Consider the following 21,696-nt stretch of genomic DNA (forward strand, 5'->3'; position numbering starts at 1 on the left):
ATGCGAACCAAGGAGGTCGCCATGGCCCGATCGAAGGGCGTCACCATTCGCGATGTCGCCCAGCGTGCCGGCGTCTCGGTCGCGGCGGTCTCGATGGCGCTCAACGACACCGGGACGCTGAGCGCGGCAACGCGGCTGCGTGTCCGGGCCGTCGCCGAGGAGATGGAGTACGAAGCCGACGCCCTCGCGCGCGGCCTGCGCCGTTCGTCGGTCGGCGCGATCGGACTCGTCATGCGCTCGCTCGACGCGCTGGGTGAGTACACGCCGCGAGGCGTCGATGTGTTCACTCGCTACATCGGCGCCGCCTCGGCGCAGGCGATGAACCGCGGGCTCAGTCTGATGCTCGTGCCCGACCCGACCAGGCGGCCGACACCACCACTCGCGCTGTCGCTCGACGGCTACATCGTGACGATGCCGCACGTGGACGATCCGGTCATCGCTCTCCTGGAACGGCGTGGGATCCCGTACGTGACACTGGGACGCGATCCCAGCCGCCCGGATTTCACCGACTGGGCCACCGAGGACGACCGTTCGACCTTCCGGCGCATCTACGAGCACTTCGCCGCATCCGGTGCCCGGTCGATCGTGCTGTTGCGCGGAACCGACCCCAACGCGTGGAACATCGACAGTGAGGCGACCTACCGCGCATGGTGCGAGAGCGCCGGGATCACACCACGCGTCTACATGTCGGCCGAGCGCGCCGGTGAGCACGGCGGCGAGAACATCGCGCACGCGATCATGGACGACGGGATCCCCGATGCGATCCTGTGTCACACCGGCCGTCAGGCGGCTGGAGTGCTCGCGGGCCTCACGGCTTGCGGCGTCGCCGTGCCCGATCGGACAATGCTCGCCGCGGCTTCCGACTCCGAGCACACCCGACACAGCCGGCCCGCCATCTCGGCAGTCGAACTCCACGCCGAGGAAACGACGTTGGCGCTGCTCGACCTGCTCCAAACGCGCATCGCGGGCGAGCCGAGCGTGGGACCGGTCCTGACGACCGCTCGGTTCCGAATCCGCGCTTCCTCGCGACGCGCCGGCACGAACGTCTGACGGCCACAAGAGCTGCCCACTGACGGCCGGCGCGGGGGTACGCGCTGGATCCGGGAGGCTCAACACGGCAGACAGGCAGCCGCATTACCTCGATCCGAGCGGGCCACGTCCGCCAGCCTGCACACCGACCTCGGCCCTCGCCCGCGAAGAGATCCGGGAGCTCAAAGGCAAGCGCGACACCTTGAAGCGCCTTGTGCAGCTCGACCTGGGCGCGGAAATCGACAACGCGGCCGACACCGATCTGCTCCGCAGGGCCCAGGACCGGGCACGGACACGCCCTGTTCGGCGAGCTTCGTTGCGGCGTATAGCCATGTCTGTTACCCAAGGATGGAAAAGGTCTCTCCTAGCTGAAGGAGATCCGCGAGCGCATCAGGAGAATGTCGACCCTTCGCGTACTCCCCGCCGCTGCCGCGATCGCGACTTTGGCATCGACAGGCATGCTGGCCGCTGGGCCCGCATCCGCCGTGGAACCCCCCGCAACCCCCCCAGGCCGCCAAGGCCGTTGAGGGCCTGATCATCCGCGACACGGGCATTTACTACGGCCCCTCCCTCGACAGCCAGAAGATGGGCTCGGCCGTCAAGGGGCAAACGTTCACCTTCGTCTGCTGGGTGAACCCCACGAAGGCATACCCCTTCTTCAAGCTGGAGAAGAGTGGGTATTACATTCCCCCCGACTTCGTGAACCTCTCCTCCCGAGACCTGCCGGAGTGCACGGCGTGATCCCAACTCGCTGCCCCGGCTCGTAAGCAGCGCCGCCGATCGAACGGACCCGTTTTCCGATCGGCGGCGCAAGCTGTGCACCCGAGTTGACGGGAAAGCGTGGCGGAAGTTCGCGGCCCACTCGCGGAGACTGTCGGCCCGCCCCAGCGCAGCCGCGTGGCTGACTCACTGCCAGAAACACTCGTCGATCACGATCTGAGGATCGGTGGTCCTTCGGGTGAAGTGGTACCGGAGCCACCCCCGGCCGTGATCGAAGTAGATGACGTGCTCGCCACCGGGGCGGGTCGACTGGACGGGTTCGACACTCATTCCGCCCGGGAGGTCGCGGTCGCTGTCGATGCCCCGGAAGTACGGGTCAGCGGCGGTGACGAGTTCGGCGCGGGCCTCATCGACCATGACGCGAGCCTCTTCGGGGAGGTCGTTTCTGTTGTCCTCGGCGTTCTTGGTCCAGTCGGCTTGCCAGGGCGGCCCCATGAAGTCGTCGGTCACTGGCCGGGTTCTGCCTTCGCTGCCGTGCGGCGGATGCGTCCGGCTTCTTCAATGAGTGCCTTGGCGCGCGCGTAGTCAGGCTCCCGGCTAGCCTCGTCCTCAAGACCGTGCACCTTCGCTTCCAGTCGGGGGTCGCGGGCGAGGGCGAATTCGCCCCACCAGCGGGCCATGAAGGCGGGGACGGGCGCGAGGTCGTAAGCGTCGGCGATGTCTCGGCGCCAGTGTCGATCGAAGTCGACGAGGAGTTGCGGCGCATGCTGCGCGATGGCGGCGCGGAGTGCCTTCGGTGTCCTGTCGGGCATGGGGGGCACGGTCCCAGAGCCCAGGGTGGCGGTAGTCATGAACGGCAGTTCCCCTACTTGGCGGTCGGTCAGGCGGCAGTCGACTTCATCTGGCCTGGGACACTGCCGCCAGGCTCTTCGGCAGCTGGTTTCTTCCTGTCCTTGGTGGCGCTTTCTGTGAACCGCTGCCTGGCCCGGGCAAGACTGTTGTCACGCAGCGTGTAGATCATGCTGGAGTCCTTGTAGCCCAGCATGCGGGCCAGCCTCACGACGCGTCCGTACGGCAGCTTTCCGCCGACGGGTGCGGTGACGGCGGCACGAACGTCGTCTTCGAGTTGTTCGCGGAGTTGGGCGAGCTGCTCTTCCGCGCGGATGATCTCGGCGCGGGTATTGCGGACCTTCTGCACTTCGGGGTCCTGGTCGTCCTTGTTCTGCTTCGCCGACATGCCTCGCAGCATGACATCGCAGACCACGGTTTGCAACACTGCGGATATTGACACCATGGTTTATCGGACCACAGTATCGCCACCTGCGCGATCGGTGCGTCGGCGGTGAAGTCCCGCTGGAACAGACCCGCGTCCGATGGCTCCGGCATCGTCGCGGTGACCTTCTTGCGCAGGTGAGCCCCGGCTGCGGCGTCAGCGCAGGGGAAACCGGAGGTGACCGAGGCGGAGGTGCTGAAACCACCCGCGGCACCGGCGGGTCGCAGCCGGTCCCCACTCGCCCTGGGACGACAGGATCCGATCTCCATCTGACGGCGGAAGCGAACACTGGGGGCCTGTTCCGTACCCTGGCGGGTATGCGCATGCGCCCCACGCTGAGTTGGACCCCTGCCGAGGACCTACCGCCCGGCACGACGGATCTGGAGCCGGCCGCCGATGCCCTGAGCACCGGCGGGGTGCTGATACTCAGCGGGGCGGGTCTCTCCACGGAGTCGGGCATCCCCGACTACCGGGGCGAGGGCGGCAGCCTGAGCCGGCACACCCCGATGACCTACCAGGACTTCACCGCCAGCGCCCAAGCCCGGCGCCGGTACTGGGCGCGCAGCCACCTTGGCTGGCGCACCTTCGGCCGCGCCCGCCCCAACGCCGGGCACCGGGCCGTGGCCGCGTTCGGGCGGCACGGCCTGCTCTCGGGCGTGATCACCCAGAACGTCGACGGCCTGCACCAGGCCGCCGGCAGCGGGGATGTCGTGGAACTCCACGGAAGCCTTGACCGGGTTGTCTGCCTTTCGTGCGGCGCCTTCAGTCCGCGCCGCGAACTCGCCCGGCGGCTGGAGAAGGCCAACGTGGGCTTCGAGCCGGTGGCCGCCGGAATCAACCCGGACGGTGACGCCGACCTCAGCGACGAGCAGGTCGGGGATTTCAGCGTGGTGCCCTGCACGATCTGCGACGGCATCCTCAAACCGGACGTGGTGTTCTTCGGCGAAGCGGTTCCGCCGCAGCGGGTGGAGCACTGCCGCAAGCTGGTCCGCGAGGCGGCCTCACTGCTGGTCCTGGGCTCCTCACTGACGGTGATGTCCGGGCTAAGATTCGTCCGCCAGGCCGCCCAGGCCGGGAAGCCGGTACTGATCGTCAACCGGGACCCGACCCGGGGCGACCGGCACGCCCTCACCCGCATCGCGCTACCCCTGGGAACAGCGCTCACCACCATCGCCAATCGACTGGACATCCCCGTCGACGACCAGAACCCTCAGGTTGTCGAGAGCCCTTGACTGCCGATAGCGGCATCAGTGAGCGTCGCATCGCCGCCGCTGCACAACCGGCAAGTGGTCGCATCAGCACTACGTACGTTTCCCGACCCATCGATCAAGGCGGATACAGGACGCACGAGCCTACTCGGCGGGCCGAGGACCAGCACTCCCGTGATACCGCGCCCGCGCCTCCATGACAGCGTCGAGAGCGGCACCCCGCCAGCACCAACGACGTTGAGCGGCGGTCCCAACAGGGAGATCAACTCCCCCTCAACCGAGGGCGGATGCAGGATTCGTTCGGCGAAGACGATGCGCGCGCTCCTCGCGAAGTCCGAGCGGTGCTCGGGAACGCGACTCACTCCTCGACCAAAGCAGCGTCCGGCCGAACTGTTTGTTCCGCTCGGGCTTGGCTCTCCGGTCCTCGGGGTCCTCCGGATTGCCCTACGGGCTTGTCGGAGCCACTCCCCATCGATGGTGAGGAAGCTCAACGCATGCACGATGGCAACAGGAAAGGGCCCGGATGTCCGGGCCCTTTCCTTTCTCGTAGCGGGGACAGGATTTGAACCTGCGACCTCTGGGTTATGAGCCCAGCGAGCTACCGAGCTGCTCCACCCCGCGTCGGTACCCCCACTCTACACACAAGCGGGAGGGCCGCGCGACGCACGCCCTGCGAGCGCGTCAGGCCCACCGGTGACGCGTCGCACCCGCCCACCGGCGGCGGCGACTGTCCGAAGACATCGTCATTGGGTCAGACTGCCAACATGCCCGAGGACGGCCTCGGCAAGCTCTTGCGGCGTCAACTCGCCGTCCAGCAGGAGTGTGTCCCGCGGCAGGGCATCGACGGCTGCGAGACATGACGGGATCTTGGACTTGCACCAGGCGCGTACCTGCTCGTCCTTGTCGGGGTCGTCCGGGGTGAAGCTGCGACTCTCGATACGCTTGACCAGGACGTCCGCCGGCACCTTCAGGAAGAAGTGGTGAATGTTGACGCCCTCCGCCTTCAAAGCGTCGAGAATCTCGTCAAGATAGGCCGGATTGACCAGCGTCATCGGCACCAGCAGCGGCCTCTGATACTCCTCGACAAGTCCCGCCGCCATGTTCGCGACCTGACGTCGCCACTGCCGCAGGTCCTGGAAATCACCGGTAGGCACCTCGACAATCTCTCGGAGCACGAATCCGATCATCTCCGGGTCGAAGACCAACGCCTCCGGCCAGCGCGGACGCAGTTCCTCGACCAGCGTGCTCTTCCCACTGCCGAACGCGCCATTGATCCAGACGATCACTAGCTCTCCCCTCATGGCGTCTCACCCGACGCCCGCCTCAGCGAGCACCTCGCGCATTCACGCATGCTCACCAATCCCCACGCGCCCCACATGCTTGAAGTTCCCAACGGCCCGAGGAACGAAGAGCCATCGCTGACCGTGGTGCGGGACGCTCGACGGCCTTCTCACCCGCTTCCAGCGCTCCCAGAACTCCCACGGCGTTCCAGAACTCGTCCAGCTCGCTGCCGCATAGCAGGAAGGGGCGGATCCGGATTTGAGGACGCCCGCGCCAAATCCCCCGAAAGCGGGCAGCCGTGATGATCAGCAATGACTCCCGTGACTGGGCGAGTCGCCAGAGTCGGGCTCAGCTAATTGGGTTGCTGCGCCGGCTGCGCAGCACTTGGCCCGGTCCGCCGAGCGAGCGACCGTCGATTCTCCGTCGAATTCGCAGCGCCGATCACGGTCAGACCTGGCGCCAGGAACGCAGCCTCTCGGTGATGCCGTACGAGTCCAGCCACAGCCCCCGGATGTCGTGGATCAGTTCGCGCCAGAGCTCAAACTTCGTGTCCACGCGTTCTCCGAAGGCCTCCAGGTAGGCGATGGCGACGCCGTATCCGTACACCTCATTGCGGGCCGCGAGCGGGCGCAGCAGCACGCACTCCTCCAGGATGACCGCAGCCCGCCAGAAGGCGTCGGGATGGTGCTGATCCTGCCGGGGCGGGTCGACCCGGTGGCGCTGACCGCTTGGTCCGTGCACGGGCGGCACCGAAAGATCACGCCCAGAGCGCTGGGCGAGCCTGCTCGCGCTGAGAGCTGAGAGGTGCGGCTGGGCGCTGCCCAGCCTCCGCCCCGTCTTCTTCGCGGCCGTTCTTCCGTCCCGCCGCATCGGGCGATGTCAGTGGTGGCATGCAGGATGACCGGCATGACAACACCTGCAGCTGTGATCATGGATGCCGCCACCTACGCACAGGCGGTGGAGGACGCGGTGAAGGCGTCGGCCGCCTATTACGGGGGTGGGACGTCGGCATTGGACGATGACGCCTACGACCGGCTGATGCGAGGCATCGCCGAGTGGGAGGCCGAACATCCTGATCAGGTGCTGCCCGGCTCTCCGACGGGGAAGGTCGCCGGCGGCGCCGTGGAGGGCGATGTCCCGCACACGGTGGCGATGCTGAGTTTGGACAACGTGTTCTCGCCGGAGGAGTTCACTGCGTGGACCGCCTCGCTGGCCCGGCGCATCGGCCACGAGGTCGAGCGGTTCTGCGTCGAGCCGAAGCTGGATGGGCTCGCGGTCGCCGCCCGTTACGCCGGCGGTCGCCTGAGACAGCTGATCACACGCGGGGACGGGATGGCCGGGGAGGATGTCTCACACGCGATGGGCACGATCGAGGGACTGCCGGACGAACTCGCCGAGCCGGTCACCGTGGAAATCCGCGGCGAAGTCCTGATGACGGCCGCTCAGTTCGAGCACGCCAACGAGGTGCGCACCGCACACGGCGGGCAGCCGTTCGCCAATCCGCGCGGCGCCGCGGCGGGCACCCTGCGCGCCAAGGAGCGTGCCTACACCCTGCCGATGACGTTCTTCGGCTACGGCCTGCTGCCCCTGCCCGATACCGAGACGGCCCTCGCCGCGCGGCTGGGCGAGCTCGCGCACAGCGAGCTGATGGCGCAGGCCACCGCGTTCGGGATCAACACCACCGCCACCACCGCGGTGCCCGGTATCACCGCCGACACCGTCGAGCAGGTGCTGGCCCGGGTGCAGGAGATCGCCGCCCTGCGGGCCGAGCTGCCGTTCGGGATCGACGGGGTCGTCATCAAGGCCGACCTGGCCTCCGACCAGCAGACGGCAGGATCGGGTTCGCGCGCTCCGCGTTGGGCGATCGCCTACAAGCTGCCGGCCGTCGAGAAGATCACCCGGCTGCTCGAGGTGGAGTGGAACGTCGGCCGCACCGGCATCATCGCCCCGCGCGCCGTCCTGGAACCGGTAGAGATCGACGGTGCCACCATCACCTACGCCACCCTCCACAACCCGGCCGACATCACCCACCGCGACCTGCGTCTGGGAGACCAGGTCATGGTCCACCGGGCCGGCGACGTCATCCCCCGCATTGAAGCCCCCGTCGCCCATCTGCGCACCGGCGACGAACAGCCCATCGCGTTCCCCGAGACGTGCCCGCGCTGCGGGGCCGGCATCGACACCAGCGAGCAGCGCTGGCGCTGCGAGAACGGACGCAACTGTCACCTGGTGGCCGCCTTGTCCTACGCGGCCGGCCGCGACCAGCTCGACATCGAAGGCCTCGGGCACACCCGGGTCGTCCAACTCGTCGACGCCGGCCTCGTCACCGATCTCGCCGACCTGTTCGCCCTCACCCGCGAGCAGCTCCTGGGCCTGGAGCGGATGGGTGCGACCAGCACCGACAACCTCCTCGCCGCCATCGCCGCGGCCAAGGGCCGGCCGCTGTCGCGGGTGCTGTGCGCGCTCGGGGTCCGCGGCACCGGCCGCTCCATGTCCCGTCGTATTGCCCGGCACTTCGCCACCATGGACAACATCCGCGCCGCGGACGCGGAAGCGATGGAGCAGGTCGAGGGCATCGGCACCGAGAAGGCCCCCTCGATCGTCGCCGAACTCGCCGAGCTCGCACCGCTCGTCGACAAACTCGCCGCCGCCGGGGTGAACATGACCGAACCCGGCGCCACGTCACCCGCCCCACACGACGACGGCGGCACCGGCGACCACGACGAGACCGCCGAGCGTGGGGGCGAACCGCTGGCTGGGATGACCGTGGTCGTCACCGGCGCGATGACCGGCCCCCTGGAGAAGCTCAGCCGCAACCAGATGAACGAGCTCATCGAACAAGCAGGCGGCCGCTCCTCCTCCAGCGTCTCAAAGAAGACCACCCTGGTCGTCGCCGGAGACGGAGCGGGGTCCAAGCGAGCCAAGGCAGAGGATCTCGGTATCCGCCTGACCACCCCGGACGAGTTCGCCGCCCTGGTCGCCGACTACCTCAACTAGGGCGTGTATCGAAAGTGCTGCCAGGTGCCCGAGCTGTATGCGCGATGAACGAGCGCAACTCGATGGCGTCTGGAGTGGAAATCAGGAAGGCTCGCGCGCATGGTCTCGGTATTGCAGAACGTGGCGATTGACTGCGCGGATGCCTACGAGCTGGCCCGGTTCTGGAGCAGGGTGACCGGCCGTCCGCTGCATCCGGAGGACAAACCGGGTGATCCGGAGGTTCAGGTGCTGCTGGCGGAGGGCCCAGTGCTGTACTTCAACCAGGTGTCCGAGTCCAAGACGATCAAGAACCGGATCCATCTGTGTTTGCGCCCAGAGACCTCGCGCGAGCAGGAGGTGGAACGGCTGCTGGGCCTCGGCGCCACCCTTGTCACCGATCATCGGAATCCCGATGGCTCTGGCTGGGCGGTCCTTGCTGATCCCGAAGGCAACGAGTTCTGCGTTCTGCGCAGCGAGTCCGACCGAGCCGCCATGACTTCCTGACGCTTCTGCGACCATCTCGGCCGATTTCGGATGAGTGCTGGTCACAGCCACTCGTTGATGGCCGCGACGACGACGGTCGCCTCATAACGGACGGCAAGTTTGTCGTACCTCGTGGCCACGGCGCGGTTCCTCTTGAGGCGGTTGATGCCACACTCGACCGCCTGCCGGGCCTTGTAGTCCTGCGGGTCGAACCTCGGCGGCCGGCCGCCGCGCGAGCCGCGCTTCTTGCGGTGGCGGGCCTGGTCGACCTTGTCCGGGATGGTGCAGCGGATCCCGCGCCGCCGCAGGTAGGCGCGGTTCTTCCGGGAGGCATACGCCTTATCGGCACGCACGCGATCGGGCCGGGTGCGCGGCCTGCCCGGCCCGAGACGCGGGACGCGGACCTTGTCCAGGACGGGCTCGAACTGCGGAGAATCACCCCGCTGCCCGGCCGTGATCACGATGGACATGGGTTTCTGGCCCTGTTCGACCGCCAGATGCAGCTTGGTGGTCAGGCCGCCACGCGAGCGCCCCAGCCCGTGGTCGCCCGGCTCGACGGCGACGCCGCCGGGCGGCTCCTCCTGCAGCTCCCCTTTTTCCTCGCCCCGGCGGCGTGCTGGTGGGCCCGGCACACCGTGGAGTCGACGTTGAGGTCCCACGTGATCAAGCCCTTGGCGTCGGCCCGGGCCTGGAGCGCGGTGAAGATCCGCTGCCAGATGCCGCTGCGCTGCCACCGGCGGAACAGGTCGTACACCCGGCCCCACGGCCCGTACTGCGCGGGCAGGTCCCGCCACGGGATGCCGGTACGGACCCGGAACCGTATGCCGTCGATCAGCTGCCGCCGGGTCCATGTCGGCGGCCGACCGGGCTTCTTGCCCCTCGGCAACAGCGACTCAAGCACCGCCCACTGCTCGTCCGTCAGGTCTCCACGCGCCACGAACCAAGATGATCCCACGTGCAAGATCCACTTTAGATACACGCCCTAGAACGTGTCTCTCAGACGGGACCGCAACGCAGGTTCGTGGAACTTGAGCGAATGGGCTAGTCAGGACAGCGATTGGCCCAAGACACTTCGCAGGTGACTGATCGAATCGGCTTGGCTATGTCAACGGTGGGCGTTCTGGCCTGCTTCATGCTCGTCACCGGTGCCGTGCGGGCGTATCTAAACGGAGACGATTCAGGATGGTTCATCGCTTTTGCGGTGCTGCTTCAGGTCACCACTGTCTGGCAGCTCGTGCGTGACATCCAACGACGCCGCAGGAGGCGAGTCCAGGCGGGCTGACTTCTCGTACTGGTCACCGTCGAGCCCAGATGAAGATGGCAGCGAGACGGAGTGCGGCCTGGTAGGCGATGACGAGCTTGTCCGTTCGCAGGGCCAGGCCGCGCCACTGCTTCAGCCGGTTGATGCACCGTTCGACGGTATTCCGCTGTTTGTACGCCTCGGCATCGAAAGCGGGCGGGCGGCCCCCTGCGCGACCTCGCCGCAGGTGGTGGTGTCCAACTTGGTCGGCGGGCTGGGGAATGACGGCCCGAATACCATGACGGCGCAGATGCCCACGGATCGCGCGGGGCGAGTACGCACGATCCGCAAGAACAGCCGTAGGCCGAGCTCTCGGCCTACCGGGTCCGCTTCGCGGAACAGGTGAGGCGACGGGCTACTGGATGACGAACCTGCCTGCCACCACTCCGGTCGCGGACCTGGTGCGGTGGGCGAAGATGCGCTGGCGGATCGAGCACGACTACCGCGAGCTCAAGCACGGCCTGGGCCTGGACCAGTTCGAAGGCCGCACCTGTCGCGGCTGGCACCACCACGTCACCCTCGTCACCGCCGCCCAGCGCCTTCCTCACCCTCCGGCTCGACCCAAAAGCACACACACCGGTCTGACCCTCTTCCAGGTCCTGGACACACTCCAGGACCTGCTGCACTGCTGGACCGGCACCTGCACCACCTGCGGCCGACCCTTGCCACAAGCAGACCCAGAACCAGAACCTAACGAAGCACCACAGCACGCCGCCCGCGAACACGAACGCCTCTACCCCGCACCCGACCAGCGGAACTACGCACCAACCGCCTGAGCCCGGCAGTCGTTCGAAACGAAGGTGCCCCGCCGGCCGACCCTACTTGGGGCAACGGCGGCCGAAAGCTTGAGCGAGTTCACCGACTGGCGCCAGCATGTGTCCGCCATCGCCCGCACACCACCAGACAACCTCGCGCTCCCGCTCCGAGCCGTGGACGCCGAGTTCATGCCGGGGGCACACCGGCCAGACCTGCCATGTCCGTTCGAGCAGGCTCTCCTGAATCAGGATCGCCAGGCTGGTCAATACCATGGCCGGGTCGTCGCACATGCGCGGCAGGATGGGACCGCCCCAGTTGAGCCGTTCGCCGCCGGCAAGACGCACACCGGCTCCCACCGGGAACCAGTCCTCCAGGATCTCGATCTCCGGTTCGCCCTCGATCCCACGCGTGGGCAGGTCGCGGGCCACGATTCGCAGCGCAGCGCGCAACGTCTCCAATCGCTCGGGAGCGAGGTCGAAGCCGGGATCGAAGCCTATGTCCTCCAGGATGCGCCGGGCCAGGGCAGCCATCTCCGCCGGCGACACCTCGGCCGGGTTCCGCTCGACGACCTCCAGGATGGCGTCGGTGTCATGGAACCAGTCGAGCAGTTCGCAGGCGAGGGCAACGACGTCCTGGGGGTCGAGGTCGCCCTCGCGCAGGCCGAGGTAGACCTTTCGCTCCAACTGTCCACTATCCGCTTCGTACTCAGCCGTGGCGTTGCTCACCGGCCCAGTATCCCGACGCGGCGCGGTTCCCCGCTGCATGGTTTTTCGGCATGAAGTCTGACGCGCTCACCAGCGGCACCTTGCCCCGGGCAACCTTCCCGGCTCGACCTGCCGCCGGGGCGGCCGTGGACACCGCCCCTCTCCGATGAGGAGGCAGCTGAGAGCGCGTAGCACTGCCCAGCCGCGTGCGCGGCGCAGAGTTGCGCCGTCAGCGGTCAGCTGGCACGTGCTACGGAAGCGGTCCTCGGCGCCGTCCGGTAGCAGCAGCCACGGGGCGGCGAGGTCGCAGGCCGGAGCACCAGCGCAGAGGTCGCCGAAGCCGATCACGCCGCAGAAGGTGCCGTCCGCGGGAGGACTGCGGCGTACGTTCGTCTTCCGGTACGTACGGCCCGAACGGGCGGGTTCGACTATCCGTACAAGTGGATCGCGGACATCCTCGAGACCAGCGAGGTCAACACGCGCCAGCTGGTGGGCCGGGCGCGCAGGCATCTGGCCGACGGCCGCAGGGAACCGGCCGGCACGACCGCTCACCGGCGGCTGATGGAGGTGTTCCTCGACGCGGCGCAGACGGGCAACCTCACGGTCCTGGAGAACGTGCTCGCCGAAGGACGTCATCAGCTACTCCGACGGCGGCGGGATCCGCGGGGCGTCCAAGATCCCGGTCATGGGCCGTACGCACGTTTCCCACTACCTGGTCGCCTTCGCGCCGCGCTTCTGGCCCGCCGCGGAGATCCGGTGGGTCGAGGCCAACGGCCGTCCGGCCGTCCTGGTCTCGCACGGCGGGAACCCGGTGGCATTGCTGTCCGTCGAGGTGTCGTCCGAGGGCATCGACCGCATCATGTGGATCATGAACCCGGCGAAGCTGCTGCCGTACGTGGAGACGCTCGACGCCTGACCGGCACGCGGGCGCCGGCAGAAGTTGGCGGTCACTCGTGTTATCTGCCCGCCGCTCCGGGCCCCCTGCGCCGTCCCGATTTCTGATGCTCGTGTCCGTGCGCGGGGCGAGTCACACTCAAGCGTGGAAACACACTGTCACGGAGCGGGTGGGGCGGAGGGCCCGCCCTGCTTCGTGGGACCCGGGAGCAACGCGCCGTCGACGTACAGGTCGACGTGCTCGTTGTAGAACGCCACCATGCCGGCGATGCGGTTGGCGTGAGTCGTCGGGAAGTCGTAGGCCCAGGCGATGTCCTCGTGAGTCTCGGCGTCGCCGTCGAACGACCAGTAGCCGCTCGTCGTGCCCTTGTAGGGGCATTGGGTCACCGTGTCCGAGGCGCGCAGCCGACTCCAGTCGACGTGGACGCGGTCGAGGTAGTACCGGGTCGGCAGGCCCGTCTCGAAGAGCTTCACGCACTGCGGCGCGTCGGCCAGCACGATCCCTTCCAGTTCGACGCGCACGCTGCTGGAGGAACGCAGCGCGTCCACGCGGGAGTAGGGGCTTCGCGGGTGGACGAAGACGGGTTCGTCCTCCTCGAACCACGCGTCCAGCGCGTCCCACTTGAAGCGGACGGTGCCGTGCAGCGCCTCGGGCGCACCCGGCTCCCAGACCCACGCGGCGCCTTCGCGCACCTCGGAGCCGACGCGCAGCGAATGGCGCCGCGCGGGGCCGACGCTCAGCATCTCGGCGTGGTCGTCGTCGGTCAGCACGCCTTCAGCCAGGTCCTCGACCGGGATGCTGAATTGAGGGTAGGCGGGCCATTCCCATACGTACACGGCGCGTCGGGTGTCGAAGGCGACACGGCCCCCGACCGTCGCCCGGATGCGCCGCGGCACCGGCTCGACATGTCCGACCGGCACGATCAGGGCCGGATGCAACACACTTTCTTGTGCCATGGGGTCACCTCGTTCACTCGCTCCACACGCCCCGGCGACTTCGGAACCGGCCTCGGGCGAGTGCACCGTCCTGGCCCGGAGTTCCGGTCTTTCGCTCGCATGCTACCGATCCGAGCCGGACATATCGCCTCAAAACCACCAGGTTGGAGTCACGTGCATCACTGATCACTCTGTCACAGCTCGCCGGGCAGCCCGGTCAGTAGGGAGTAACCGCAACACGACGAGGAGATCCCACCATGGAAGCGCGTCTCAACTACTTCGGTCACCCCCTTGCGGCCAAGGTGCTCAGGCACATCAACTCGGCCAACAAGGTGCTGGCCGACTCGACGCTGCCACCCACGGTCCAGGAACTGGTGAAGCTCCGCGCGAGCCAGATCAACGGCTGCGGCTTCTGCACCGACATGCACAGCAAGGACGCCGCTCACGCCGGTGAGACGCAGCAGCGCCTCAATCGCACCCGCATCGCGGACGCGGCCGGCGGAGCCACGGACGAGGCCTGGGAGAACGCCGCCAATCACTACGACGAGGACCAGCTCGCCGCCCTGATCTCGCTCATCGCCGTGATCAACGCCTACAACCGCATCAACGTCATCAACCAGACGCCGGCCGGCGACTACCAGCCGGGCCAGTTCGGCTGAGACGCCACGGGCCCGCTGTGGGCGGTGCGGCGAGCGACCTCTCGCCGCACCGCCCACGGCGGCAGCACATCCCCGTGCTTCGCAGGCCGCGTCGCCGTCGTCACCAGCATGTTCGACGTCAACGTGGTCGCCCCGAGCCTGCTCGCGTACGCGGCGAGCTGACCCACAGCTGGGCGCTGGAACTCGCCTCGGACGGCGTCCGGGTGAACGCGGTCGCGCCGGGCCCGACCCGGACGGACCTGCTGGAACGAGACCGCGGCGGCCGCGAAGAAGGCCGTCCGCAGTGCAGTACGGGACAGCACGCCGTGCCGCAGCGCGTGCACCGTCGGCGGCCGCAAACAGAGCTGTGAGCAGGCCGGGAACGACGTCCGAGGCGGTCATGCGGTGTTCACGTCCTCCGACGGAGCGCACGGTCCGGCTCCTGCGGAACCGTGCCGTGCGCGTGGTGGTCCTGAGGTCAGGCGGTCGGTCGGGGGGCGCGCAGGTGGGCGCGCTCGGCCAGTTCCTTCTCGTCGACCAGCTCGAGCATGGGCTTGCCCGGCGCGCAGAGCATGGTCACGACGAACCGGGTCTTCGCGTCCGTCAGAGCGTTGCCGTCCTGATAGTGGATCACGTCGCCACCGGGCTCCCAGAACGTCCCGCCGGCCTCTACGACGCGCTCGGGCTCGCCCTCCAGCTCGAAGCGGACCGCGCCCTCGATGACGTACCCGAACGCCGGTCCCGAGTGGCGGTGCGGAGGAGTGCCCGGGTCGCCGGGCTCCCACTCCACGTGGATGGTCATCGCCGAGGCGCCCTCCGGGACGGAGAGCGGCGCGGCGTCCTGGAGCATCTTGACGGCCGTCTGCCATCCTCCGGTCTGCCCGTGCTCGCCGTGCTCGGCCGCCATGTGATCGTGTGACTTCATCCTGTACCTCCGTGAGTCCACCGTGTCATGGGCTCCGAGCGACCGCGCGGCGGACATGCGTGTCCGTGCATCAGCGTCCATGACCGTTTCCTCATGCTGACCGGTCAGGCACCGCGGATCTGTGACACAGGTGACGGGCAAGAACTCCACGACCGGCACCGGGCCGGGCCGCCCGCGGCGGTCCCTGTTAGCGGTATGACCGGTGGCGCGACACGTGTCGGGCGCGCCCAGCTTGCGGCCGACGGCGACAGAACTGTCACACCACGGTCCGCTGTCCAGTCAGTCAATGCAGACGGAGCGTTTCGGTTCGGCGTCTCCGTCCGGCCGGTACGCAGTGTCAGCCACGCGATCGCCCGACCCGTCCTACGGAGAGGGGGCACCATGTTGCTCGAGATGGACAGTTGCGGCCCGCAGGGCGCGTACGTATCGCGTCCGACCTCTGACAACGGCGATCCGTTCGCGGGCCCGGCTCTCCATGACGAACGTACCGGCACCGACCGGCCAGTGCCCGGACCCCGGCTCCTGCCCGAGGGCTGCACCAAGTGGCTGGTCGGCCGCACCGGTGCGGTGTGGACGGTGCTCGTCCGTGCCAACAGCCGGCGGGAGTGGGAGGCTCGGGGCAGGGTTCCCGTCGAGGCCGGGCAGGTGGAGGTACATCGGATCCGTTGCGATGCCATCGGACGCTACTCGCTGGTGCGTTGTCTCTGAGTCGCGCGGAAAGGGCGGGGTGTGCGGGGACGCCCCCATGGTCCGCCGGGCGCGGCGCCGCATCTGGTCGCGGATGAGGTTGAACACCCCTGCCGCGGATCAGCGGGTGAAGAGCCCGAAAGTCATTGCCACACCCGTCTCGCATGGAGGCCATCTCCTCGGCCGGCGACCACCGCGAATCGAACGAGTAGAACCGGGACTCCCAGTCCGGGCTCATGATGGCGTCGAGGACAGCCAAGGCACGAGAGCGGTCGCGAACGACCGAGATCTCTGGCAGCCGGCGGATGACTTCATGGACAGACACAGCCGTATCCAAGCTGATCCCACTGACAGCGCCTACACCGCCCGCTTGACATCGTGGATCCCACAGACCATCGAGGCCCTGCCTGCGGGCGTGGAAGACGGCGGCAGCGCGGAGTGGCTGTTTGATGTCTTGGCGAATGGCTGTCCCGAGGCCTACCAGCAGTTCGCGGAGGAGTACTGCGAGGTCACTACGGACATCGAGGCCGTCCGCCACGTCTATGCGCTGCGGCCTCTCACTCAGAGTGTCGTATCGGCGTTGAATCCGGACGTCGAGCTCGTTGACCTCGCTGAGGATCTGGCACAGATCGGATACCCCGTCCGGGGGGGGCGGAAGCCACCCCCGACACCGCATGACCACGGGACAGACCCGCTTCACACCTCGACAACTCGACAATTGGCAGCAGCGAGGGGGTGGTTGACGCCGACACGGGCGCCGGCGCGGGCCAGACCCAAGGCGACTACCAGTCATACAGAAGCGGGTGCGCCGGGACACCGGTGCGCACCGGGAGGCCAGGGGCGCGCACCAAGGTGCCGGAGTGCGTTAAGGGCGCACGGGAGCGGTGGTCACTACGCAAGGTTGTCAATCCGTCGCTTTGGGTAATGGCGATATTGACGACGGGAAACACCCTGGGGAGGGCAGCACAGATGACGGTGAAGGGTCTGGACACCGCCTGCCGCCCCGTCGTCCGTCTCTCGGGAGCGCCGCACATACGCATCCGCTGACGCTGTCGCCGTCCCGGCCTCTCCCTTCGGCGCCTCGGCACGTGTGCCTGCCTGCGCGGCTCGACCGAGCCCCCGTATCAGACGTCCCGTCCACCGATCCTGTGGAGATCCCTCATGGTGCATGCGCGAAGGCGACCCGCGTCGCTCTTACGGCCCTCACGCCGCGCCCGGCTGACGATCCCTCTCCTCATCGGCACGCTCCTGTCCACCGCGTCACTCGCCGACGCCACACCCTCGGCGAGACCAGCGGCCCAACTCTGCCCCGACAAGGGGCACTCGGCGCCCTCCGACTGGGCGCTCACGTCCACCGATCCGTCGAACGACCATCACGCCTACGCGGCCAACGGCTATCTCGGGCAGAGCCTGCCACCCGCGGGCACCGGCTACTCCGTCTCGAAGCGGGACACCGGCTGGCCCCTCAAGACGCCCCGCTACGACGGGGCGTTCGTGGCCGGCCTCTACGCGCACAACGAGCGGACCGCCGACGACCGCCACGTCATCGCGGCACTCCCCACCTGGTCGGGGCTGACCGTCACCGTCGGGCGGGAGACCTTCGGCCCCTCGACCCCCACCGACCGGATCTCCGGCTACCGGCAGACCGTTTTCCTGCGCTGTGGCCTGGTGCGCACGTCACTGACATGGACCACCACCGACGGCCGGGCCACCGACCTGGTCTACGACGTCGTCGCCGACCGCAAGTACCGTCACGTCGGTGCCGTACGGCTGCGCGTCACCCCGCGCTGGAGCGGCACTGCGGGCGTCACCGACCTCATCGACGGCCGGGGCGCGCGGCGGCTCTCGGCCACCGGGGACGAGCCCGGCGGGTCCGTCGACGACCGGATCGCCGTGGCGTTCCGGACCGACGGCACCGGCGTGGACGGGGCGGTGGTGTCGACGCTGCGCCCGGACGAGGGCGTTCCGGTGCGTGGCTGGTCCCGTGGCGGCGAAGGGCTGACGGCGCACCAGTCGGCGATGTTGCCGGTGCGCGACGGGCGCTCGTACGCGTTCACCAAGTTCGTCGGCGTCGATACCGGGCTGACCTCCCGCCGGCCCGCGCAGAGCGCCGCGGAGGAGTCGGCGCGGGCCGCGGACCGTGGCTGGGAGCGGTTGCTCGGACGACACGTCGCCGAGTGGGAGCAGTTGTGGAGCGGCGACATCGAGGTGAACGGCCGTCCCGAGTTGCAGAGATGGCTGCGCTCCAGCCTGTACGGGGTGCTGGCCAACTCCCGGGCCGGGTCGCCGGACAGCATCGCTCCGGCCGGTCTGACCAGTGACGACTACGCGGGCCTGAAGTTCTGGGACGCCGAGACCTGGATGTTCCCGGGCCTGCTGGCCTTCCGGCCCGAACTCGCCCGGTCGGTCCTGGAGTACCGCTACCGCACGATGCCGGCCGCCCGGCAGAACGCCGTAGCGCTGGGGCGCCGCGGCCTGTTCTTCCCGTGGACGAGCGCCGACAAGGGGGACCTCAAGGCAGAGTGCCACAGCGTGGAGCCGGATCACTGCCGCACCCAGATCCACCTCCAGGCCGACATCGCCCTCGCCGCCTGGCAGTTCTACCAGCAGACCGGCGACAGGCAGTGGCTGCGGGAGCGGGGCTGGCCGCTGCTCAAGGGCATCGCCGAGTTCTGGGAGAGCCGAGTGACCCGCAACGGCGACGGCAGCTACTCCATCAAGAACATCTCCGGGCCCGACGAGTACAGCAACTACAAGAACGATGCCGTCTACACCAACGCGGCTGCCGCCACCGCGCTGCGCAATGCCACCGGGGCCGCCGGCGTCCTGGGCGAGCACGCGCCGGACCGCTGGACGGCCATCGCCGACCGGCTGCGGATCCTGTACGACAAGGAGTCGAAGGTCTTCTGGCAGTTCGACGGCTATAAGGGTGACCGGATCAAACAGGCCGACGCCGTCCTGTTGATCTACCCCCTCGAATGGCCCATGTCGGAGGAGGCGGCCGCCAACACCCTCGACTACTACGCCGCCCGCTCCGACCCGGACGGCCCGGCCATGACGGACTCAGTGCACGCGGTGGACGCGGCGGCCATCGGCAAGCCCGGCTGCCTCGCCTACACCTATATGATGCGGTCCGTCCGGCCCTTCGTACGGGGGCCGTTCGCGCTGTTCTCCGAGGCACGCGGGGAGCGGGCGGCCGGCGCCGGTGATCCGCACGCTGGGTTCCCCGCCGAGGACTTCCTGACCGGGAAGGGCGGCTTCGTGCAGGTCTTCACCCACGGGCTCACCGGGCTGCGCACGCGCTCGGGCAAGGTGTACCTGGACCCGATGCTCCCTCCGCAGCTGGCGGAGGGCGTCACGCTCAAGGGCCTGCGCGCGCACGGCAGGACGTACGAGGTGGCCATCGGCGCCGAGGAGACGCGGGTGCGGCTGATCCAGGGGAAACCGTTCGAGCTGGAGACCCCGCGGGGCACGCAGGTCGTCAGCTCCGCGGCGCCCGCGGTCGTCAAGACCCGCCGCCCCGACCTGGAGCCGACGGACAACGTGGCCCGCTGCCGGCCGGCCGAGGCAACCTCGGAGCAGCCCGGCCTGTATGCCAACGCCGCCGTGGACGGGGACGGGACGACGTTCTGGTCGCCCAAGGCGGCCGAGGCGCACCTGACCGTCGACCTCGGGCGCACGGTGCGCGTCTCCAAGGTCTCGGTGGCGTGGTCCGACGTCCGGCCGGCCTCGCACCGGCTGCTCGCCTCCGTCGACGGCGAGAACTGGCGCGAGGTGACGCCCGGCGTCACCGCCCGCTTCGTGCGGGTGGAGGTGCGGGCGACGGATCCCGGTGACGACGGGAAGCGGCCGGGAATCAAGGAATTGAGGGTCGTTCAGGAGAGGTAATCCCCTACAACAGATAAATGGCTGTACACCCCGGCTTTTCGAGTCGGGGTGTACAGCCATTTCCATTTTCCCACCGTCCTTTTCCGGTGCGCGGCGGAGCATGCGACAGCGCACGATACCCATGCTCCGGCGCATGGAATTCACATTTCGGGGCGCACGGAATATTTGTCAGCTCATCACAGAAGTAACGCCTTCAGGGGAACGTGACGCCCAACTATTTACGGAATTCCCGGTCGGCTCCTCAATGGAGAGAACCGCGGCATTTCCCGCCGCTATCGATTTCCGGCAATCACGCCGGAGGAAAGAGAGGCAACGGCATGAGCAAGTACGACGTCGACGTTCTCATCGTCGGAAGCGGTCCGGTCGGGGCCACGTTCGCGCGGAAGCTGGTGGACGCGGGACACCATGTCCTGATGATCGACGCCGGTGCGCAACTCTCCGGGAACTACGGAGAGCACCTCAAGAACAGCTTCCTGTACCAGAAGAACGTGGACCTGTTCGCGTCGGTCATCCGCGGGCATCTGCATCCGCTGTCCATCGCGATGGACGACTCCCCCGTGGTCACCCTCGACCCGTCCTCCTTCTCGTACAACCCCGAGGAGTGGCCGGGATTCGTCCTCAACAACCAGAACCCCGAGCAGAAGAAGCGCGACAACCTCGGCGCGTCCGCGGCCACGTACGCCGTCGGCGGCATGGCGACCCACTGGACCTGCGCCGTGCCGGAGTTCCACGCCACCCTGGAACGCACGTACAACGGTGAGGCCTACCCCATCGAAGCGACCGCGATGGACAAGCTCTACAAGGAGGCGGCCGGGCTCCTGCACAGGTCCGAGACGGTCTTCGCCTCCTCCGCACGCCACCTCCTGGTCCGTGAGGTGCTGCACCGCGCCCAATTCACCGACGTGAAGGAACTGCCGCTCGCGGTCAGCGCGCGCCCCGACCGGGCGAAGTCCGACGCCGTGCACTGGAGCGCCGCGGACACCGTGCTCGGCCCGCTCGCCGACCCGCGCCACACGCCCACCCAGGGCTCCTTCCGGCTGCTGCCCGAGCACCAGTGCACGAGGCTGGAGCTCACCGACGAGGGCAACGGCCGGCAGCGCGTGACCGGGGTGAAGGTCCGCAACCTCCGCGACCTCGACGAGAAGGTGACGATCAACGCCGAGGTGTACGTCGTCGCCTGTAACCCGGTACTCACCCCACAGCTGCTGTTCGCCTCGGGCCTGCAGACGGAGTCGCTCGGCCGCTACCTGACCGAGCAGCCGATGGCGTTCTGCCAGACCGTGCTCAAGCAGTCCATCCTCGACGACGTCGTCAACCTGCTGGGCAAGTACCCCGACGCCCAGACGCGGGTGAAGGAGTACATCGAGAAGCAGAAGCAGAAGCAGGAGGAGAAGACCCCGGGCGCGGACCCCGTACCGTTCCCGAAGGGCGAACTGGAGCCGAACCTGTGGATCCCGGCCGTGCCGGGGCAGCCCTGGCACTGTCAGATCCACCGCGACGCCTTCAGCTACGGCGAGGTGCCGCCCAACATCGACAGCCGGCTCATCGTCGACCTGAGGTGGTTCGGGATGTCCCGGCCGCGTCGCAGCAACCGCGTGACGTTCAGCAACCACATCAAGGACACCTTCGGCATGCCCCAGCCGACGTTCCACTTCGAGCTCACCAAGGAGGAGCGGGCCGACTGCGGCAAGATGATGGACCACATGATGCGGGTCGCTGCCCAGCTCGGCGGCTTCATGCCCGGATCCGAGCCGCAGTTCCTCACCCCGGGCCTGCCGCTGCACATCGCGGGCACCACGCGGATGGGCAAGGACGAGAAGACAAGCGTCGTCGACCCCGACTCGCAGGTGTGGAAGGTCAAGAACCTCTTCCTCGGCGGCAACGGCCTGCACCCGTTCGGCAACGCCGCCAACCCCACGCTGACCAGCGTCGCCATGGCGCTGCAGGCGGTCGAGAAGATCAAGACCATCCTGCCGAGCTCTTGAAGGCGTCGAGGAG

Annotated in this window: 20 protein-coding genes, 1 tRNA gene and 4 pseudogenes; 13 read left to right on the plus strand and 12 right to left on the minus strand. The window is 68.2% G+C overall.

Annotated features, from left to right (window positions below):
- The first annotated feature begins 21 nt into the window (after positions 1-21).
- Positions 22-1,050, plus strand: a complete 1,029-nt coding sequence (locus tag ACF09J_RS32285; protein WP_392309013.1) for a LacI family DNA-binding transcriptional regulator — start codon at positions 22-24, stop codon at positions 1,048-1,050.
- A gap of 885 nt (positions 1,051-1,935) precedes the next feature.
- On the opposite strand, the gene ACF09J_RS32290 is transcribed toward ACF09J_RS32285, so the two are convergent.
- The 3 genes from ACF09J_RS32290 to ACF09J_RS32300 form a co-directional block, all read right to left on the minus strand.
- Entirely contained in the window at positions 1,936-2,259 is a 324-nt protein-coding gene (locus tag ACF09J_RS32290) for a hypothetical protein (protein ID WP_392309014.1), read from the minus strand.
- Positions 2,256-2,561, minus strand: a complete 306-nt coding sequence (locus ACF09J_RS32295; RefSeq protein WP_392309015.1) for a hypothetical protein — start codon at positions 2,559-2,561, stop codon at positions 2,256-2,258. The genes ACF09J_RS32290 and ACF09J_RS32295 overlap by 4 nt, the downstream gene beginning before the upstream one ends.
- Before the next feature lie 68 nt (positions 2,562-2,629).
- Entirely contained in the window at positions 2,630-2,986 is a 357-nt protein-coding gene (locus ACF09J_RS32300; protein ID WP_392309016.1) for a hypothetical protein, read from the minus strand.
- Between the two features lie 353 nt (positions 2,987-3,339).
- Between ACF09J_RS32300 and ACF09J_RS32305 the strand changes: the two genes are divergently transcribed.
- Positions 3,340-4,254, plus strand: coding sequence for an NAD-dependent protein deacetylase (locus ACF09J_RS32305; protein ID WP_392309017.1), 915 nt, complete (start codon positions 3,340-3,342; stop codon positions 4,252-4,254).
- Positions 4,255-4,777: 523 nt separating this feature from the next.
- On the opposite strand, the gene ACF09J_RS32310 is transcribed toward ACF09J_RS32305, so the two are convergent.
- From ACF09J_RS32310 to ACF09J_RS32320, 3 genes are all read right to left on the minus strand, one after another.
- Positions 4,778-4,851 (minus strand) — tRNA-Met (locus ACF09J_RS32310).
- 122 nt (positions 4,852-4,973) lie between these two features.
- Positions 4,974-5,516, minus strand: a complete 543-nt coding sequence (locus ACF09J_RS32315; protein WP_392309018.1) for an AAA family ATPase — start codon at positions 5,514-5,516, stop codon at positions 4,974-4,976.
- A 442-nt stretch (positions 5,517-5,958) separates the two neighbouring features.
- Positions 5,959-6,252, minus strand: a complete 294-nt coding sequence (locus ACF09J_RS32320) for a toxin Doc (RefSeq protein ID WP_392309019.1) — start codon at positions 6,250-6,252, stop codon at positions 5,959-5,961.
- A 165-nt stretch (positions 6,253-6,417) separates the two neighbouring features.
- Between ACF09J_RS32320 and ligA the strand changes: the two genes are divergently transcribed.
- Both ligA and ACF09J_RS32330 read left to right on the plus strand, forming a co-directional pair.
- Positions 6,418-8,508 (plus strand): NAD-dependent DNA ligase LigA, encoded by a 2,091-nt coding sequence (gene ligA, locus ACF09J_RS32325; protein ID WP_392309020.1) that lies wholly within the window; start codon positions 6,418-6,420, stop codon positions 8,506-8,508.
- Between the two features lie 99 nt (positions 8,509-8,607).
- Entirely contained in the window at positions 8,608-8,991 is a 384-nt protein-coding gene (locus ACF09J_RS32330) for a VOC family protein (RefSeq protein ID WP_392309021.1), read from the plus strand.
- A 41-nt stretch (positions 8,992-9,032) separates the two neighbouring features.
- Here ACF09J_RS32330 and ACF09J_RS32335 read toward each other — a convergent pair.
- A protein-coding gene (locus ACF09J_RS32335) for an IS5 family transposase (protein ID WP_392309022.1) occupies positions 9,033-9,907 on the minus strand; the annotation gives its coding sequence in 2 pieces (ribosomal slippage) (positions 9,033-9,517 and positions 9,517-9,907; 876 coding nt in all).
- A gap of 141 nt (positions 9,908-10,048) precedes the next feature.
- On the opposite strand from ACF09J_RS32335, the gene ACF09J_RS32340 reads away from it, so the two are divergent.
- Positions 10,049-10,252 carry a hypothetical protein gene (locus ACF09J_RS32340; RefSeq protein ID WP_392309023.1) on the plus strand — a complete coding sequence of 68 codons (204 nt, stop codon included), beginning with the start codon at positions 10,049-10,051 and terminating at the stop codon, positions 10,250-10,252.
- Between the two features lie 13 nt (positions 10,253-10,265).
- Here the strand turns inward: ACF09J_RS32340 and ACF09J_RS32345 are convergent.
- A pseudogene (locus tag ACF09J_RS32345) lies at positions 10,266-10,610 on the minus strand (transposase); the annotation flags it as partial.
- A 10-nt stretch (positions 10,611-10,620) separates the two neighbouring features.
- Between ACF09J_RS32345 and ACF09J_RS32350 the strand changes: the two are divergent.
- Positions 10,621-10,855: pseudogene (locus ACF09J_RS32350) on the plus strand (IS701 family transposase); the annotation flags it as partial.
- 233 nt (positions 10,856-11,088) lie between these two features.
- Here the strand turns inward: ACF09J_RS32350 and ACF09J_RS32355 are convergent.
- The gene (locus ACF09J_RS32355) at positions 11,089-11,751 is read right to left on the minus strand and encodes a hypothetical protein (protein WP_392309024.1); all 663 of its coding nucleotides are present in this window, start codon (positions 11,749-11,751) and stop codon (positions 11,089-11,091) included.
- Positions 11,748-12,099 (minus strand): annotated as a pseudogene (locus tag ACF09J_RS32360) (hypothetical protein); the annotation flags it as partial. The pseudogene ACF09J_RS32360 and the gene ACF09J_RS32355, both read right to left, overlap by 4 nt.
- 54 nt (positions 12,100-12,153) lie before the next feature.
- Between ACF09J_RS32360 and ACF09J_RS32365 the strand changes: the two are divergent.
- Positions 12,154-12,646, plus strand: a pseudogene (locus tag ACF09J_RS32365) (RNA polymerase subunit sigma-24); the annotation flags it as partial.
- Between the two features lie 137 nt (positions 12,647-12,783).
- Here ACF09J_RS32365 and ACF09J_RS32370 read toward each other — a convergent pair.
- Entirely contained in the window at positions 12,784-13,581 is a 798-nt protein-coding gene (locus tag ACF09J_RS32370) for a DUF427 domain-containing protein (RefSeq protein WP_392309025.1), read from the minus strand.
- A gap of 236 nt (positions 13,582-13,817) precedes the next feature.
- On the opposite strand from ACF09J_RS32370, the gene ACF09J_RS32375 reads away from it, so the two are divergent.
- The 3 genes from ACF09J_RS32375 to ACF09J_RS32385 are packed head-to-tail and all read left to right on the plus strand — an operon-like array spanning position 13,818 to position 14,569.
- On the plus strand, positions 13,818-14,219 hold the full coding sequence (locus ACF09J_RS32375) for a carboxymuconolactone decarboxylase family protein (protein ID WP_392309026.1): 402 nt from the start codon (positions 13,818-13,820) through the stop codon (positions 14,217-14,219).
- A gap of 24 nt (positions 14,220-14,243) precedes the next feature.
- A complete protein-coding gene (locus ACF09J_RS32380; protein WP_392309027.1) occupies positions 14,244-14,381 on the plus strand; it encodes a hypothetical protein in 138 nt (45 codons plus the stop codon).
- A 41-nt stretch (positions 14,382-14,422) separates the two neighbouring features.
- On the plus strand, positions 14,423-14,569 hold the full coding sequence (locus tag ACF09J_RS32385; protein ID WP_392309028.1) for a hypothetical protein: 147 nt from the start codon (positions 14,423-14,425) through the stop codon (positions 14,567-14,569).
- Positions 14,570-14,676: 107 nt separating this feature from the next.
- On the opposite strand, the gene ACF09J_RS32390 is transcribed toward ACF09J_RS32385, so the two are convergent.
- Positions 14,677-15,105 (minus strand): cupin domain-containing protein, encoded by a 429-nt coding sequence (locus ACF09J_RS32390; RefSeq protein WP_392309042.1) that lies wholly within the window; start codon positions 15,103-15,105, stop codon positions 14,677-14,679.
- 399 nt (positions 15,106-15,504) lie between these two features.
- On the opposite strand from ACF09J_RS32390, the gene ACF09J_RS32395 reads away from it, so the two are divergent.
- The 3 genes from ACF09J_RS32395 (at position 15,505) to ACF09J_RS32405 (ending at position 21,683) form a co-directional block, all read left to right on the plus strand.
- Positions 15,505-15,831, plus strand: a complete 327-nt coding sequence (locus ACF09J_RS32395; protein ID WP_392309029.1) for a hypothetical protein — start codon at positions 15,505-15,507, stop codon at positions 15,829-15,831.
- A gap of 1,140 nt (positions 15,832-16,971) precedes the next feature.
- On the plus strand, positions 16,972-19,698 hold the full coding sequence (locus tag ACF09J_RS32400; protein ID WP_392309030.1) for a discoidin domain-containing protein: 2,727 nt from the start codon (positions 16,972-16,974) through the stop codon (positions 19,696-19,698).
- A 317-nt stretch (positions 19,699-20,015) separates the two neighbouring features.
- Positions 20,016-21,683: a pyranose oxidase gene (locus ACF09J_RS32405; protein WP_392309031.1), complete on the plus strand. Its 1,668-nt coding sequence runs from the start codon at positions 20,016-20,018 to the stop codon at positions 21,681-21,683.
- The last annotated feature ends 13 nt before the right edge of the window (positions 21,684-21,696 follow it).

This window comes from Streptomyces sp. NPDC014889 (genome assembly GCF_043081205.1).
GTDB lineage: Bacteria > Actinomycetota > Actinomycetes > Streptomycetales > Streptomycetaceae > Streptomyces.